Raw genomic sequence first — 15,859 nt, 5'->3', positions numbered from 1 at the left:
AGCGTATAATAAAAAGAGAATCTCATATTTTCATCAAACCGACAAACTATAAACATCTTAAAATGGCTCGAACACCTTCAAATATGCTTCCGCTTGGCACAAAAGCGCCTGATTTTAAATTACCCGCAACTAATTTCAATGATTCATATACTTATAATGACGTAAAAGGAACCAAGGGTACTTTAGTTATGTTCATTTGCAATCACTGTCCTTATGTTGTACATGTAATTGACGAAGTTGTCATGATCGCTAATGATTACCGGGTGCAGGGAATTGGTGTGGTGGCGATTTCGAGTAATGATGTAGTGAACTATCCGCAGGACGCTCCTGATAAAATGGCTGATTTTGCTTTGGAAAACAGAATTGACTTTCCCTACCTGTATGACGAAACACAAGAAATAGCTAAAGCTTATGATGCTGCTTGCACCCCTGATTTTTATTTATTTGACAATCGCGACCAACTGGTGTATAGAGGTCAACTCGATGATTCCCGCCCGGGAAATTCTATTCCCGTAAGCGGTAGTGACTTACGTGCGGCTATAGATACTATCTTATATAACCGAAAAATTGACGAAGATCAAAAACCAAGTATGGGTTGTAATATTAAGTGGAAATAAACGCTATAGTCTCACTAAATACCGGACTGAACAGTAGATTAAATGCCGAATAAAATCATGACACAAACCGAACTTATACTTTTAAATCTATCAGAGATCAGGCGAAGAAGCATCAAACTTTGGAAAGCGCTACCTGAAGAATATTACCATTGGCAACCGGATAACGAGGCTATGACCGCTATTCAAATGATTCGGCATGTTCTGGAAGCTGATTATGGCTGGAATATTATTATCAATCAAGGAGATATGACGCATTATACAACACCGTGGGAAAATCGTCCGTATCGGAATGTAAATGAAGAACTTGAATTTGCTCAGCCCTATCGAGAACAATTTCTGGATAGTATCAAAAAGTTTTCTGCTGAAGAACTCTCAGAAAATCAGATCATCCATCCCGGAAACGGTGAAAAGAAAATACTCGGAGACTATTTATTGCGTATCGGTTACCACGAAGCCGTCCATGCCGGCAATTTTTTATCGTATTTAAGAGCTATGGGAGTTGACCGACCAAATGTTTGGGATTAATTTTTTAATACTTTCCGCTTTTAAAAATAGAATATGCTAATCGCAGACTCAACAAACCGGAAATTATAAAACCGACAAAACCTAAAAAAGGAACGTTGTAGATCTTAGGTGGCATATTCGCAAAAACCAATATGGACGAACCGATGGATAAGGCTGCTATAATGACGGCCAAAACTAAACGGTTGCTAGCTTTTTGAATAGTATCACGCATCTCTTCAAGTCCGTGAACTTCATGCTTTATTTTTAATTCTCCCCGTTTTGTTTTTTCTAAGATCTCTTTAAGATCCGAAGGCAGATTATCAACCAGATCATAAATCTCTTCAAAGCGTTTGACCAATTTATTGAAAATGCGTTTCGGACTGAACCTTCTGCTGATGATCGATGTGATATACGGCTCCACATTTGACATCAGACTATATTCCGGATCAAGTTTTAACCCGATAGCATCAATAATTAACAAGGCTCTCATCAACATATACAAATAATGCGGCAGAACGACTTTGTTCTCAGTCAGGATCTCTTTGAACTTCCCGATTCCTTCTTCCAGTTTAATATCCTGAAGTTTCATGGAATCAGCTTCACCTAAAAGCTTATTCAGTTCATATTCTACTTTTTTTCTGTCGGCGATATCACATTTTATGGCGATCCTTTCAACGGTACTGATGATCTTTTTGGTATCTTTTCTAACAAAATACAGGATCAGGTCTTCCAGTAATTCACGTTCAGAAGTAAGGATTCTCCCCATCATCCCGAAATCAATAAAACACAGTTGTTCCCTATCGGGCAAGAAAAATAAATTACCCGGATGCGGATCGGCATGAAAAAAGCCGAATTCGAGAACTTGTTTCAAATACAGATCAACACCTACTTTCGCTAATTCCTTTCTGTCAACCCCTAATCCGTCTAAAGCAACAACATTACTGATCTTGATTCCTTCAATATATTCCATACAAATTATTCGTCGGTTCGACAATTCTTTGTAAGCTCTTGGAACATGTAAATAAGGTTCGTCTTCAAAATTTTGAGCAAAACGCTCTAAATTGGATAATTCCCGGGTAAAATCAAGTTCTTCTAAAATACTTTCTTCAAAAGTCTCTACCATATTCACCGGCTGAAAAGACTGTAAAGTTGCACTGTAACTTTCCAAAGTCTTAGCCAGCGATTTCATGATCTCAATATCGGCTTCAATGACTTCTTTGATATCCGGTCGCTGAACTTTAAAAACGACCTTTTCACCATTTGTTAATGTTGCTCTGTAAACCTGAGCTATAGAAGCAGCTGCCAAAGGTTCCTCTTCTATTTGCTGAAAATAACTGTTCGGATCAATTTCAAATTCGGCTTCCAATAACACCCGTATATCAATACTGTCACGAGCCGGAACCTTATCCTGTAATTTTGTTAACTCTTCCAGCAACTGTTTCGGAAGCAGATCTTCTCTATTGCTGAATATCTGACCGAATTTAATATACGTTGGTCCCAGTTCTTCCAAAACCATCCGTATTCTTTCATAAGTAGAATGTTCTAAATTTTGCTTTAAAGCCTGATGTTTCTCCAAATAAGAAACAGGCAGGTAATTGAACAAGCCGGAAGCGGCAATCAAATCCTCAAAACCGTATTGGGTTAACACCATTGCCAGTTTTTTGTATCGGCTTGCCTGTTTTTTATCTAAAACACTCATACTTATAATTTCTTTACTTTTTTTCTAAGACCACCTCAATCGGTCGGTTACTTCTCGGACCGAAAGAACGTGCTTGACGCTCATTTTCCGCCGAACATAAGATATAAAGGTTATAACTCTGTAAAGGAAGCATCTGACTTTTATAGATACCATTGGGATCTTCGATCTTTATACTGAATTGCTCTGCCGGAAATGTATTGGTAACCGAAATAAAATATTGATCTTTTGCGTACGGAAAAAAATAACGCTCCTTTTCGCCTTCATTACTCACCAGATAATTCTGAGTAAACACCATCGGCAGATTGGCTTTATTCCAACTGTACAAATTATTCACATTGACTACTTCATTTCCGTTTTCATCTACAATTGAGATTTTTAACTCTTTTACATTTTCCGTTTTTCCGTTTTCGTGAACATCCACCACCAGATAAGACGTAAAATCGTAACCGCAATGCTGAATCTGGCTAAAAGAGTTCCAAGAGAAAAAGAAAATTAAAAGAGAAAAGATGCACTTCATATTTTAAAATTTATCTTGTAAAAATACAAAACATTTTTCTACTTAATACTAATTGAATACAACAGTTTTTTCTTATCTATTTAATATGTAATTTCATCTATAAAATCACGGAATTCATCTATTTGTTGCTTAATCATGCTTCTTTTATCTGTATATTTGATATGAGTTTTAAATTTAATCAACTAAAATTTAAACAAGTATGAAAGCACTAAAAAAAATAGGATTGACAGCTTTATTGTTAGCTGCATTCGTAGGAACAAATGCTCAGAACAGAAGATCGTCTTCTACAGCTAATCCTCAGAGAACTGATGGCAGGACTCAACAACCCAGATCTACTTCTGTTGACAATCAACCTAAACCTTATAATGTAGATAGAGAACAGGTAACTTATAAAAGAAATGAGCCCAAAGTAGTTGTTGTACGAGATGACAACAATCGTGATATGCGTAAGATTGTGCATCAAAATAACGAATATTACACGAATGCCGGCTTCTATTATAAAAGAGTAAACCATAACTATGTTCGTACAGCTCCGCCGATCGGATTGCACATTACCATTTTACCGGTAGGCTACATTATTGTAACGATCAACAGCGGAACGTATTTCTATTATGAAGGAACTTATTACATAAGTTCCGGAAACGAATATGCTGTTGTAAACCCTCCTATCGGAGCTATTGTGTATGCGATCCCTGTCGATTATGAAAAAGTGATTGTAGACGGTAAAACGTACTATGAATACAATGGAATTCTGTACAGTAAAATATACTATAACGGAGAACGTGCTTATCAGGTTATAGGATATGTAAATTAGTAGATTAAATTTTAAATTAGCACACCTCAAAACCAAAAAATCCCGACAGACTGTAGTCTTCGGGATTTTTCATTTATCTTTTGAATTAAAGGATAAAAGCTTACTTCACATCCATCAATTCTACATCAAATACTAATGTTGCATTAGGTGGAATAACTCCTCCTGCTCCACGGCTTCCGTAACCTAAATAAGAGGGGATCACAAAACGAGCTTTATCTCCTACTTGTAACAAAGCAATTCCTTCATCCCAACCTTCTATTACCTGACCTACACCTAAAGTAAATTCAATTGGTTCTTTTCTTTTATAAGAAGAATCGAAAACCATTCCGTTATCTAAAGCACCTTGGTAATGTACGGAAACTTTACTTCCTTTTTGCGGCTTTTTACCGTTTCCTTTTTGAATAATCTGGTAGCGTAAGCCACTTTCTGTTTTTTGAAAACCGGCAGCTAATTTTTCAAGAGCTTCTTCTGCTTGTTTCTTCTCTTCTGCAATACGTTGCTCTCTTGATCCTTCAAACGTTCTGAAAGCTTCAATAGCATTCCATTTCTTTGCTTCTTCACCTACTCTTATAATTTCTACAGAATCAATTCTGTCTCCCTGAGCAATAGCATCCACTACATCCTGTCCTTCCACCACATGTCCGAATACGGTATGCTTTCCGTCTAACCAAGGAGTCGGAACGTGCGTGATAAAAAATTGAGAACCGTTCGTTCCGGGACCTGCATTTGCCATAGACAATACCCCGGGACCATCGTGAACCAAATCAGGATGAAATTCATCATCAAACTGATATCCAGGTCCGCCTACTCCGGTTCCCTGAGGGCAACCTCCCTGTATCATAAAATCAGGAATCACTCTATGAAATGTAAGTCCGTCGTAATAAGGTTTTCCCATTGGTAACACATTGTTCTCTAAATGTCCTTCAGCTAAGCCGACAAAGTTACCAACTGTACCCGGTGTTTTATCGTGAGTTAATTTCACCAAAATACTACCTTTTGGCGTATTAAATTTTGCGTAAATTCCGTCTTGCATTATTGTAATTTTTAGTTGAGTGGCAAAAATACTAATATTTTTTGACTATTTTTGAACCTAAAGGACATCTTTTAGCAATCCTGATCACCGGTAATACGATTTAAAATGAACTACGAAAATTATTTTGAAATCAACAAACAAACCTGGAACACTAAAGTTCCGGTACACATTGATTCTGATTTCTATGATATGGAAGGTTTTTTAAACGGAAAGAATACGCTGCCTGATCTTGACCTGAAACTCTTAGGAGATGTCTCCGGTAAAAAAATCCTGCACTTACAATGCCATTTCGGTCAAGATTCTTTGTCTCTGGCACGCATGGGAGCTCAGGTTACCGGAATAGACATTTCTGATAAAGCTATAGAAGAAGCCCGAAAACTGAATGACCAATTAGGGTTAGATGCCCGGTTCATTTGTTGTAATGTGTATGACACTCCGGAATATATTAAAGAACAATTTGATATCGTTTATACCAGTTACGGTGTCATCGGCTGGTTACCAGATCTGAACAAATGGGCTGAAGTCATTTCAAAATGTTTAAAACCAGGAGGTAAACTGGTCTTTGTAGAATTTCATCCGGTAGTATGGATGTTTGATGATGATTTTACAAAAGTTAATTACCATTATCATAACGAAAGACCGATCATAGAATCGTATACCGGAACCTATGCCCAAAAAGAGGCTGACATCAAAACCGATTATGTAGGTTGGAACCATTCCTTAGCAGAAGTCCTTACTGCCTTACTCCAAAACGGTTTAACGCTAACTGATTTTCAGGAATTTGATTATTCTCCTTATAATTGTTTCAATAAGACGATCGAATTTGAAAAAGGCAAATACAGAATTCAGCATTTAGAAAATAAAATCCCGATGCTTTATTCATTAATTGTAAAAAAATAATTAAGTTTAAAAAATTAACTTTTTATTACGATTTTTTTTCTTAAATTGTCACTGACAAGAAATTTTTATTTCTATTAACTCGTTACAACACTCTGTTGTAAGCAACGATCCCCCCTTCACAAGACTGTTATTGTATTTATTGTTAACACAAAAATCAAGTGTATGAAAAGTATTTTTAACGCCCTTGATAACAAACAGATTATTATGAGAATACATCTGTTAGATGAAGATTCAAAAACAATTAGCGGTAATTTTACTGCCGAAATGCTATTTCGTCAATCTCTCTTAGAGTTAGACATTGCTTTCGGCAAACAAGACGTTAAGGTGGATCAAGTCAGAAAAGTCATGTGTCGTTTTTTTAAAGATCAGTTCATCAAATCAGTTATTTATGATGAATCGCAAAGGTTTTACAAACGTAAAACACCTAAAGAAGCAAATAAATCGCAACTCAAAGAAGAACTGATCCAGAAGATCAACCGCATCGGAAATCAAGGCAAACATGCCATCATGCGCATGCACCATCCTTTTTGGGGCAGAATGACTTATAACGATTGGAACTATTTAGTCTGGAATTATATTGACAATCATTTAAGTGATTTGGGAGTATAATACCGTTTCAATAGGTAAGTTTACTTTAAAGTTTTACCTTTGCGCCAGTAAAAGATTTTTTCCATGCGCATTGATATCATCACCGTTTTACCTGATCTGCTTCGTAGCCCGTTTGAAGGCTCTATCATGAAACGTGCCATTCAAAAAGGTTTAGTTGAGGTACACTTTCATAATCTAAGAGATTACAGTACTAACAAGCATAAAAACGTAGACGATTATCAGTTCGGAGGCGGTGCCGGTATGGTTATGATGGTAGAGCCAATTGATCTGTGTATTTCCAAATTAAAAAGTGAGCGTCATTATGACGAGATCATATACATGACACCTGACGGAGAAACTCTCGATCAAAAAATGGCTAATTCCATGTCAATGTTGGAAAATATCATTATTCTATGCGGACATTACAAAGGTGTTGACCAAAGAGTTCGGGATATGCACATCACTAAAGAAATCTCTATCGGTGATTATGTACTGAGTGGCGGGAGATCGGAGCTATTGTATTGTGTGATTCGATCATTCGCTTAATTCCCGGTGTTTTAAGTGATGAAACCTCTGCTCTGACAGATAGTTTTCAGGATAATTTATTGTCACATCCTATTTATACACGTCCGGCAGAATACAAAGGCCTAAAGGTTCCTGATATCTTATTAAGCGGTAATTTTCCGGAGATCGAAAAATGGCGTGAACAAAAAGCCTATGAGCACACCAAAGAACGAAGACCTGATCTGTTAGAAGAGTAAATTTCTAAATTGAAACTTATTAACTTATAAAAAATCCCGACTGAAAAGTCGGGATTTTTTTTATTCATTTGAAATGATAATTTTAATTGCTTTTTCTTTTGCACCATCCAGAAAAACCTGATAAGCATGCTCAAGTTCATCCAGTTTAAAATGATGAGTGATCATTTTTTTCAGTGGTAATTTATTGGTCGCTGCCGCTTTAAGCAACATTGGTGTTGTATTCGTATTTACTAAACCTGTAGTAATGGTCAGGTTCTTTATCCATAACTTTTCAATTTCAAAGTCTACTTTTTTACCATGAACCCCTACATTAGCAATATGTCCGCCCGGTTTCACTATTTTTTGACAAATATCCCAAGTTTGCGGAATACCTACTGCCTCGATCGCTACATCTACTCCCTCTTCTTCTACTATTTTTTTGATAACCTCTTCTACGTTCTCACTTCCGGAATTAATACTATGTGTAGCGCCTAATTCTTTTGCCATTTCCAAACGGTTTTCATCCAAATCTATCATTATAATTTTAGAAGGCGAATAAAACTGAGCTGTCAATAAGGCTGACATTCCAACAGGTCCTGCTCCTACAATAGCAATTTCATCACCCGGTTTAACATTTCCGTATTGCACTCCGATTTCATGTCCGGTAGGTAAAATATCGCTTAACAAAACAGCCGTTTCATCATCAATAGTTGACGGAATTTTATGCAAGCTGTTATCTGCATGAGGAATACGTACGTATTCTGCCTGAACACCGTCTATCATATACCCTAAAATCCATCCGCCATCTTTACAATGCGAATACATTTGTTTTTTACAATAGGAACAAGATCCACATGCTGAGATACAAGAAATAAGTACTTTGTCCCTGCTTTAAATTGGCTTACACTACTTCCAACTTCTTCTATAATCCCTACTCCTTCATGCCCTAAAATCCGGCCACTGGCTATTTCCGGGTTTTTACCTTTGTAAATTCCTAGATCTGTACCACAAATCGTTGTTTTTAAAACTTTTACAATCACGTCTGTTGGTTTCAGGATCGTCGGTTTTGGCTTTTCCTCTAACTTAATGTTATGATCGCCATAATATACCATTGCTTTCATAAGAATATTTTTTTCATTTATGTAAAAATATCAGTAACTTTAGAGAAGAATTTGAAGTATTCTACTAAAATATATCACAATTCTATCATTTTTTTAATTTTTATATTCCGTACTTTAATTTAAGTTTAACTTTCATTTTTTAATGAACATTACAGACAAAATATATCAAAATCGAAAATTAGAAACTTGGGTTGAGAACAAAACCTCTCATACTTTAAATAGTGCCGAAATGCACATTTTTGAAACCCATCAAACGGAGAAGAATTTTTTATTAAAGTTCAGGCATCCGGTTTTAGCAACTATGTTTGAGGGTAAAAAAGTAATGCATCTCAGAGGAATGGACTCTTTTGATTTTTTGCCCGGCGAATCATTAATTTTACCTGCAAATGAACTGATGACCGTTGATTTTCCTGAAGCAAGTTTAGATACGCCTACAAAATGTTTGGCAATGACTATTTCTGAAGAAATGATTAGGAAAACCATTGACGACATGAATGAAAGAAGAGCTAAAATAGACGGTGAATGGGAATTTAAGGATTATAATTTCCATTTTACCAATGATATGGCTATTCAGCAAATTATTGAACGATTATTATTTCTTTTCACTGAAAATCACCGTTCTAAAGACATCTTCGCTGATTTTATGCTACGAGAATTAGTCATCAGAATTTTACAGGCTGAAACCAGAAGCCAGTTAGTCAACGACTCTAAATCGTTAGCTACAAATAACCGATTAGCCTTTATTGTTGATTATATCCGACAAAATTTAGACAAAAACCTTACGATCAAAGAATTGAGTAACAAAGCTTATATGAGTGAATCGCATTTTTATAGGGTTTTTAAAAACGAATTGAACCTTTCTCCTATCGATTTTATTAATAATGAACGTATAAAATTAGCCACTGAATTATTAAGAGATCCTAAAAAGCAGATCAAAGAAATTTATATGGAATGCGGATTTAACAGCCCTTCTTATTTCAATAGAATTTTTAAACGAGTAGAATTAATTTCTCCCAGTGAATATAAAATGCGTTTTATGAAAGAATAATTTTAAAATTGAGGTCCTATTCACAACAACCTCAGATATTTATTTTCTTCTGAAAAAGAATCGATTTTGAACTTAAATTCACGAACTGATGTAAAAAATTAAGAATTCAAAATTAAGAATTCAATTTTTTTTATATATTTGCACCCACATTTGGACTAACCTCTGGCGAAAGACGTGATATGTTATTCTGAATCAAACTTTTATATTAAATAAAATGGCTAATTTAGTTGATTTCGTACAAAGCGAATTTGTAGCAAAAAAAGATTTTCCTGAATTTAATTCGGGGGACACAATTACTGTGTATTACGAAATTAAAGAGGGTGAAAAAACAAGAACTCAGTTCTTCAAAGGAGTTGTAATCCAAAAAAGAGGTGCTGGTTTAACTGAAACTTTCACTATCCGTAAAATGTCCGGATCAGTAGGTGTTGAGCGTATCTTCCCTATCAATATGCCGGCTTTACAAAAAATCGAAGTGAATCAAAGAGGTAAAGTTCGTAGAGCTCGTATCTTCTACTTCAGAGAACTTACCGGTAAAAAAGCAAAAATTAAAGAAAGAAGAAGATAATCTGTTTTTCTCTTTCGAAAAAAATAAAAAAGTCTCAACATTGTTGAGACTTTTTTATTTTAAGCACTTTTCACCTTCTTAAAATTAAGGATTTCAAAAAATATTCCTTATAAATTATCATATTCTCAATTCAATCGTTTTCGAGAGCTATTCGTCTGAAATTCACTGTAAAATTGTTATATTTGCGAGATTTTCTTTTGAAATTCTTAAAAAACAAACAAACTTAAAAATAAATTTTCATGTCAAATCAACCAAAAATCATCTATACGATTACCGATGAGGCTCCTATGTTAGCCACACATTCATTTTTACCGATTGTACAAGCCTTTTCTAAACCTGCCAACATTACTTTAGACACAAGAAACATCTCTTTAGCAGGAAGAATTTTAGCTAATTTTCCCGAGTTCTTAAAAGACGATCAAAAAGTTAATGATGCTTTAAGTGAATTAGGACAACTGGCAACCACTCCGGAGGCTAATATCATTAAACTACCGAATATTTCTGCATCTGTTCCGCAATTAAAAGCAGCTATTACAGAATTACAATCACAAGGATATGCTGTTCCTAATTTTCCGGAAGAACCAAAAAATGACGAAGAAAAAGCAATTAAAGCTAAATATGCTAAAGTATTAGGTTCTGCAGTTAATCCTGTATTACGTGAAGGAAACTCTGACCGTCGTGCGCCTAAAGCCGTTAAAAATTATGCTAAAGCTCATCCGCACTCTATGGGAGCTTGGTCAAAAGATTCTAAATCACATGTTTCTCACATGGAAGAAGGTGATTTTTATGGTTCTGAAAAATCAGTTACTGTTAATGAAGCCAATAGCTTTGCCATTGAATTTACTGATGAGAACGGAAACACTACCACTTTAAAAGCCGCTGCTCCTTTAAAAGCAGGAGAGGTTATTGATTCTGCTGTAATGAGCATGAAAGCTTTGAAAAAATTCATTTCTGAACAAGTAGAAGATGCAAAAGCCAAAGGTGTTTTATTTTCTGTTCACTTAAAAGCTACAATGATGAAAGTATCTGATCCGATCATGTTCGGTGCTTTTGTTGAAGTATATTTCAAAGATGTTTTTGCCAAATACAATGACCTGTTTGAAGAATTAGGTGTAGATACTCGTAACGGTTTAGGCGATGTGTATGCTAAAATTGCCGGACATGCCAAAGAAGAGGAAATCAAAACAGCTATAAACGAGGCTATTGCAAATGGTCCGGATTTAGCTATGGTAAATTCTGATAAAGGTATTACGAACTTAAATGTTCCTTCAGATGTAATTGTAGATGCTTCAATGCCTGCCATGATCCGTAATTCAGGGCAAATGTGGAATAAAGAAGGTAAATCACAAGATACAAAAGCCAATATTCCGGACAGATGTTATGCAGGCGTTTATCAGGCAACTATCGATTTTTGTAAAGAAAACGGAGCTTTAGATCCAAAAACTATGGGAAGTGTTCCTAATGTAGGTTTGATGGCTCAAAAAGCTGAAGAATATGGTTCTCATGACAAAACATTCCAAATGACTGCAAATGGTACCGTAGCGGTAAAAAATGCAGAAGGAAATACTTTAATGGAACAAAAAGTTGAAGCCGGAGATATTTTCAGAATGTGCCAAACAAAAGATGCGCCTATTCAAGACTGGGTAAAACTAGCTGTGAACAGAGCTAAAGCTACGGGAGTTCCTGCTATTTTCTGGTTAGACGAAAACAGAGCTCATGACAGAGAACTGATCAAAAAAGTAAATACTTATTTAAAAGATTACGATACAACCGGATTAGACATCCGCATTATGAACCCTGTTGATGCTACTAAATTCTCTTTAGAAAGAATCGTAAAAGGTTTAGATACTATTTCTGTTACCGGAAACGTTTTACGTGACTATTTAACAGACTTATTCCCTATTTTAGAGGTTGGTACTTCTGCTAAAATGCTTTCAATTGTACCATTGATGAATGGTGGCGGTTTGTTTGAAACAGGTGCCGGAGGATCAGCTCCTAAACATATTGAACAATTCTTGCAGGAAGGCTATTTGCGTTGGGATTCTCTAGGTGAATTTTTAGCTCTTGGCGTTTCTTACGAACATTTAGGAAATTTGTACAACAATGCTAAAGCTTTAGTCCTTTCTGAAACTTTAGACGATGCTACTGAAAAGTTCTTAGAGAACGACAAATCTCCTGCTCGTAAAATTGGCGGAATTGATAACAGAGGTTCTCACTTCTATTTAGCATTATACTGGGCTAACGCTTTGGCTAATCAGGATAAAGACGCTGAATTGAAAGCTAAATTTGCTCCGATCGCTGCTGAATTAAATGCAAACGAAGCTAAGATCAACGAAGAGTTGATTGCCGCTCAAGGTAAAGCGCAAAATATTGGCGGTTATTATCACCCGAATGAAGAATTGACCACTAAAGCAATGCGTCCTAGCGAGACTTTTAATGCTATCTTAGCAAAATTGAATTAAGAATAAAATTCTCAATTTATAAAAAAACGGCTTCTGAAATCAGAAGCCGTTTTTATTTTTTTAAAGGATAAGAGTGAGTTTACTCATCCATCGGTTTAACATATTCTATAGTAAATTTTGCCGAAACTCCTGTTTTTAAATTCCAATCGTTAGCTGTAATCAAATTTTCATTAGCATCGTAGATCGCAAAGTTTGCTGTATTAGGTCCTGCAAGCCCTTGATTAAGAGCCATAATGTTAACTAAATTATCTCCTTCTCTCAGATTAATAATATAGGTGTTATAATGCCCCTCTAAAAGCTCATTTGAATACATGGTTTCCGCATTCAACATGATTCTTACTCTGTCCCCGTCCGGATCCATATAATCCCTCATCTTCACTATAATTGACGAGGTATGCACCACAAATTTACCGAAGAAGACGTCTTCCCAATCTCCGTCTCTGTTGATCTCTCCATTCAATTTATCCTTTACCTCATCTCCCGGATTCTTAAAATCAGTCGTCTTATCAAAGACACTTTTAGTTTCCTCTTTCTTATTTAATATCGAATATCTTTTTAAAATATTATCGTCATTATTTTCAAAAGGGCTTTTATAATCCAGACTTGGCAAAGAAGAACCATCAAAAGAATTAGTACTGCTACTTGGCAGCCTAAGGTCTAAGTTCAAAGATTCTTTTTTAGTATCGATCTGGGCAAAAACCGAAGCAGTAACTAAAAAAACACAAATACTAATTGATTTTTCATCAATACCTATTTTTAAAACAAATCTATTTAAAAGCAGTCTATTTTACCACAAATTAACCAATGATTAACAATTGTTTTGAAACAAAAAGCAATATTAATCGTCAAATTTGTAACTCAAAAAATATACCATGTTGACAAACATTAGGCAAGTTAGTATTTTTTTATTCTTTTTTATCGGATTTATCAGTTATTCTCAGGAAAAATTCACGATAAGCGGAACAGTAAAAGACAGTCTATCAGGAGAAACACTCATTGGTGTTACCATTGCTATTACAGAATTAAAAACCGGAACCACTACAAATGAATACGGTTTTTATTCGCTAACCTTGCCTGAAGGCGAATACACATTATGGGTTAGTTATATTGGTTTTGGTGATTTTACTCAAAAAATCAATTTGAATAAAAACAAGAAGATCAATATTAATCTAAAAGAATCGCTACAGAATCTCCAGGAAATTATAGTTACTGAAAATCCGAATAAAGTCAATATTCAAAAACCGGAAATGAGTACTCATAAAATAACCGCAGCTACCATCAAAAAAATGCCGGTGGTTTTAGGAGAAACTGACGTACTGAAATCCATACTGACACTACCCGGCGTTACCAATGCCGGTGAAGGGCAATCCGGATTCAATGTCCGTGGCGGTGCAGCCGATCAAAATTTAATTTTACTGGACGAAGCTACACTTTACAATTCCTCTCACTTGTTCGGCTTCTTTTCTGTTTTTAATACAGATGCCATAAAAGATATCAAACTATACAAAGGAGGAATTCCTGCCCGTTTCGGCGGACGGGTTGCTTCTGTCTTAGAAATTTACCAAAAAGACGGAAACAATTCCGACTTTCACATGAACGGCGGAATCGGACTGATCTCCAGTCGGCTATTAGCAGAAGGTCCTATTGTTAAAGACAAAGGCTCGTTTTTAGTTGCCGGAAGAAGCTCATACGCTCACTTGTTCCTTAAAATGACCGGAAACAACAATTCTGCTTACTTTTATGACTTAAATACCAAACTGAGCTATCAATTAAATGACAACAATAGTTTATTTGTTTCCGGATATTTCGGCAGAGATGTATTCAGTCTCAATGACCAATTTAAAAACACCTACGGTAATTCTGTTTTCAACTTAAGGTGGAATCATTTATTCTCCGAAAAATTATTCTCTAACCTATCAGTTATTTACAGTGATTACTATTACGGTTTAACCTTAGACTTTATAGGATTCAATTGGGATAGCGGCATAAAGAATTACAATCTGAAATACGATTTCAAACATTATCTTTCCGATAAGATCAAATTATTCTACGGTGCTAATGCGATCTACTATGATTTCAATCCCGGAAAAATAGAGCCGACTGGTACTGATTCAGGAATCAATCCGGATCAATTGGCTAAAAAATATGCTTTTGAGCCTTCAATTTATGCTGATATCGAACAAAAGATCTCAAAAAAACTAACCGTGAACTACGGTCTCCGTTATAGTAAATTCTATCGCCTAGGAGATGAAGAGATCAATTTATATGCAAATAACGAAGCTGTTATCTTCAATGAAGCTTATCAAATTTACGAGAAAGCGACACCCGTCGGCACTCAAAAATATGGCAAAAATGATATTATTTCGCAATTCGGATACTTAGAACCGCGTTTCTCATTGGCTTATACACTAAACGAAAACAGTTCGGTAAAAGCCAGCTATAACCGAATGACACAGTATCTACATCTGATCTCTAATACACAATCTCCTACTCCACTGGATGTTTGGGCACCAAGTGACGATTACCTGAAACCACAGATTTTAGATCAGGTAGCATTGGGATATTTCAGAAATATTAAGAACGGAGATTACACTTTAGAAGCAGAAACTTTCTATAAAAAAGTAAAAAACAGATTGGATTATATTGACGGTGCCGACCTAATTGCGAATGATGATATTGAACAAGTCGTTTTAAAAGGAGAAGCCAGGGCCTATGGATTGGAACTGTTAGCTCGAAAAAACAATGGCAACCTGACAGGCTGGGTATCCTACACGCTTTCACGTTCTGAACAACGAACTCCGGGAAGAACGGCTAATGAAACTGGGATCAACAATGGAGAATGGTACAAAACCGGTTGGGATAAACTACATAACCTTTCCGTTACAGCGATGTATCAACTAAACAGTAAATGGAGTTTTAGCAGCATCTTTACACTACAAAGCGGACAACCTGTTACCTATCCTAATGGACAATATCAGTATCAGGGTATTACTGTGCCGACCTACGGTTTACGAAATGAAGATCGTTTGCCAGCTTATCATCGTTTAGATGTTTCGGCGACTTTGGTTCCTAGCAAAAATAAAAACAGAAATTGGTACGGCGAATGGGTATTCGGAATCTATAATTTATACAGCAGAAAAAATGCGGCTTCCATCAGTTTCAGACAAAATCAGGATTCCGGACAAAACGAAGCTGTTCGATTGTCGATTTTCGGTATTGTTCCTAGTGTAACCTATAATTTTAAATTTTAG

Annotated in this window: 14 protein-coding genes and 2 pseudogenes; 10 read left to right on the top strand and 6 right to left on the bottom strand. The window is 35.8% G+C overall.

The genetic code is table 11. From position 1 onward, the window contains the following. Positions 1-62 precede the first annotated feature (62 nt). Both DI487_RS13195 and DI487_RS13190 read left to right on the top strand, forming a co-directional pair. Complete coding sequence (locus tag DI487_RS13195; RefSeq protein ID WP_109570056.1) at positions 63-617, top strand: thioredoxin family protein; 555 nt, start codon at positions 63-65, stop codon at positions 615-617. A gap of 42 nt (positions 618-659) precedes the next feature. Continuing rightward, on the top strand, positions 660-1,142 hold the full coding sequence (locus DI487_RS13190) for a DinB family protein (RefSeq protein ID WP_245896402.1): 483 nt from the start codon (positions 660-662) through the stop codon (positions 1,140-1,142). 4 nt (positions 1,143-1,146) lie between these two features. Here DI487_RS13190 and DI487_RS13185 read toward each other — a convergent pair whose 3' ends face one another. Together DI487_RS13185 and DI487_RS13180 are read right to left on the bottom strand one after the other, a co-directional pair. Continuing rightward, positions 1,147-2,820 (bottom strand): ABC1 kinase family protein, encoded by a 1,674-nt coding sequence (locus DI487_RS13185; RefSeq protein ID WP_109570055.1) that lies wholly within the window; start codon positions 2,818-2,820, stop codon positions 1,147-1,149. Positions 2,821-2,833: 13 nt separating this feature from the next. Then, complete coding sequence (locus DI487_RS13180; protein WP_109570054.1) at positions 2,834-3,337, bottom strand: hypothetical protein; 504 nt, start codon at positions 3,335-3,337, stop codon at positions 2,834-2,836. A 199-nt stretch (positions 3,338-3,536) separates the two neighbouring features. On the opposite strand from DI487_RS13180, the gene DI487_RS13175 reads away from it, so the two are divergent. Further along, positions 3,537-4,151, top strand: coding sequence for a DUF6515 family protein (locus DI487_RS13175; protein ID WP_109570053.1), 615 nt, complete (start codon positions 3,537-3,539; stop codon positions 4,149-4,151). A gap of 100 nt (positions 4,152-4,251) precedes the next feature. Here DI487_RS13175 and DI487_RS13170 read toward each other — a convergent pair whose 3' ends face one another. After that, on the bottom strand, positions 4,252-5,184 hold the full coding sequence (locus DI487_RS13170; RefSeq protein WP_109570052.1) for a peptidylprolyl isomerase: 933 nt from the start codon (positions 5,182-5,184) through the stop codon (positions 4,252-4,254). Between the two features lie 105 nt (positions 5,185-5,289). Between DI487_RS13170 and DI487_RS13165 the strand changes: the two genes are divergently transcribed. The 3 genes and pseudogenes from DI487_RS13165 (at position 5,290) to trmD (ending at position 7,433) form a co-directional block, all read left to right on the top strand. Then, positions 5,290-6,084 carry a class I SAM-dependent methyltransferase gene (locus tag DI487_RS13165; protein WP_109570051.1) on the top strand — a complete coding sequence of 265 codons (795 nt, stop codon included), beginning with the start codon at positions 5,290-5,292 and terminating at the stop codon, positions 6,082-6,084. Positions 6,085-6,288: 204 nt separating this feature from the next. Continuing rightward, positions 6,289-6,693, top strand: coding sequence for a hypothetical protein (locus tag DI487_RS13160; RefSeq protein WP_146193472.1), 405 nt, complete (start codon positions 6,289-6,291; stop codon positions 6,691-6,693). A 126-nt stretch (positions 6,694-6,819) separates the two neighbouring features. Continuing rightward, positions 6,820-7,433 (top strand): annotated as a pseudogene (gene trmD / locus DI487_RS13155) (tRNA (guanosine(37)-N1)-methyltransferase TrmD). Positions 7,434-7,493: 60 nt separating this feature from the next. Here the strand turns inward: trmD and DI487_RS16360 are convergent. Together DI487_RS16360 and DI487_RS16355 are read right to left on the bottom strand one after the other, a co-directional pair. After that, positions 7,494-7,997, bottom strand: a complete 504-nt coding sequence (locus DI487_RS16360) for a zinc-binding dehydrogenase (RefSeq protein ID WP_245896572.1) — start codon at positions 7,995-7,997, stop codon at positions 7,494-7,496. Positions 7,998-8,186: 189 nt separating this feature from the next. Next, a pseudogene (locus tag DI487_RS16355) lies at positions 8,187-8,524 on the bottom strand (alcohol dehydrogenase catalytic domain-containing protein); the annotation flags it as partial. Between the two features lie 151 nt (positions 8,525-8,675). On the opposite strand from DI487_RS16355, the gene DI487_RS13145 reads away from it, so the two are divergent. The 3 genes from DI487_RS13145 to DI487_RS13135 all read left to right on the top strand — a co-directional run bounded on the left by DI487_RS13145 (position 8,676) and on the right by DI487_RS13135 (position 12,608). Beyond that, complete coding sequence (locus tag DI487_RS13145; RefSeq protein ID WP_109570049.1) at positions 8,676-9,581, top strand: AraC family transcriptional regulator; 906 nt, start codon at positions 8,676-8,678, stop codon at positions 9,579-9,581. A 214-nt stretch (positions 9,582-9,795) separates the two neighbouring features. Then, on the top strand, positions 9,796-10,146 hold the full coding sequence (rplS, locus tag DI487_RS13140; RefSeq protein WP_109570048.1) for a 50S ribosomal protein L19: 351 nt from the start codon (positions 9,796-9,798) through the stop codon (positions 10,144-10,146). Between the two features lie 239 nt (positions 10,147-10,385). Then, positions 10,386-12,608: an NADP-dependent isocitrate dehydrogenase gene (locus tag DI487_RS13135; protein WP_109570047.1), complete on the top strand. Its 2,223-nt coding sequence runs from the start codon at positions 10,386-10,388 to the stop codon at positions 12,606-12,608. Positions 12,609-12,687: 79 nt separating this feature from the next. Here DI487_RS13135 and DI487_RS13130 read toward each other — a convergent pair whose 3' ends face one another. Beyond that, complete coding sequence (locus DI487_RS13130; RefSeq protein WP_109570046.1) at positions 12,688-13,275, bottom strand: hypothetical protein; 588 nt, start codon at positions 13,273-13,275, stop codon at positions 12,688-12,690. A 205-nt stretch (positions 13,276-13,480) separates the two neighbouring features. Between DI487_RS13130 and DI487_RS13125 the strand changes: the two genes are divergently transcribed. Continuing rightward, positions 13,481-15,859: a TonB-dependent receptor gene (locus DI487_RS13125; protein ID WP_109570045.1), complete on the top strand. Its 2,379-nt coding sequence runs from the start codon at positions 13,481-13,483 to the stop codon at positions 15,857-15,859.

The sequence above is a fragment of the Flavobacterium sediminis genome (assembly GCF_003148385.1).
GTDB lineage: Bacteria > Bacteroidota > Bacteroidia > Flavobacteriales > Flavobacteriaceae > Flavobacterium > Flavobacterium sediminis.
This window is presented reverse-complemented; position numbering and strand designations above follow the sequence as displayed.

What these genes read in the sequence shown, in the direction of transcription:
- DI487_RS13195 (WP_109570056.1), top strand. Translation starts at nt 63, where the DNA reads ATGGCTCGAACACCTTCAAATATGCTTCCGCTTGGCACAAAAGCGCCT.
- DI487_RS13190 (WP_245896402.1), top strand. Translation starts at nt 660, where the DNA reads ATGCCGAATAAAATCATGACACAAACCGAACTTATACTTTTAAATCTA.
- DI487_RS13185 (WP_109570055.1), bottom strand. Translation starts at nt 2,820, where the DNA reads ATGAGTGTTTTAGATAAAAAACAGGCAAGCCGATACAAAAAACTGGCA.
- DI487_RS13180 (WP_109570054.1), bottom strand. Translation starts at nt 3,337, where the DNA reads ATGAAGTGCATCTTTTCTCTTTTAATTTTCTTTTTCTCTTGGAACTCT.
- DI487_RS13175 (WP_109570053.1), top strand. Translation starts at nt 3,537, where the DNA reads ATGAAAGCACTAAAAAAAATAGGATTGACAGCTTTATTGTTAGCTGCA.
- DI487_RS13170 (WP_109570052.1), bottom strand. Translation starts at nt 5,184, where the DNA reads ATGCAAGACGGAATTTACGCAAAATTTAATACGCCAAAAGGTAGTATT.
- DI487_RS13165 (WP_109570051.1), top strand. Translation starts at nt 5,290, where the DNA reads ATGAACTACGAAAATTATTTTGAAATCAACAAACAAACCTGGAACACT.
- DI487_RS13160 (WP_146193472.1), top strand. Translation starts at nt 6,289, where the DNA reads ATGAGAATACATCTGTTAGATGAAGATTCAAAAACAATTAGCGGTAAT.
- DI487_RS16360 (WP_245896572.1), bottom strand. Translation starts at nt 7,997, where the DNA reads ATGTCAGCCTTATTGACAGCTCAGTTTTATTCGCCTTCTAAAATTATA.
- DI487_RS13145 (WP_109570049.1), top strand. Translation starts at nt 8,676, where the DNA reads ATGAACATTACAGACAAAATATATCAAAATCGAAAATTAGAAACTTGG.
- rplS (WP_109570048.1), top strand. Translation starts at nt 9,796, where the DNA reads ATGGCTAATTTAGTTGATTTCGTACAAAGCGAATTTGTAGCAAAAAAA.
- DI487_RS13135 (WP_109570047.1), top strand. Translation starts at nt 10,386, where the DNA reads ATGTCAAATCAACCAAAAATCATCTATACGATTACCGATGAGGCTCCT.
- DI487_RS13125 (WP_109570045.1), top strand. Translation starts at nt 13,481, where the DNA reads ATGTTGACAAACATTAGGCAAGTTAGTATTTTTTTATTCTTTTTTATC.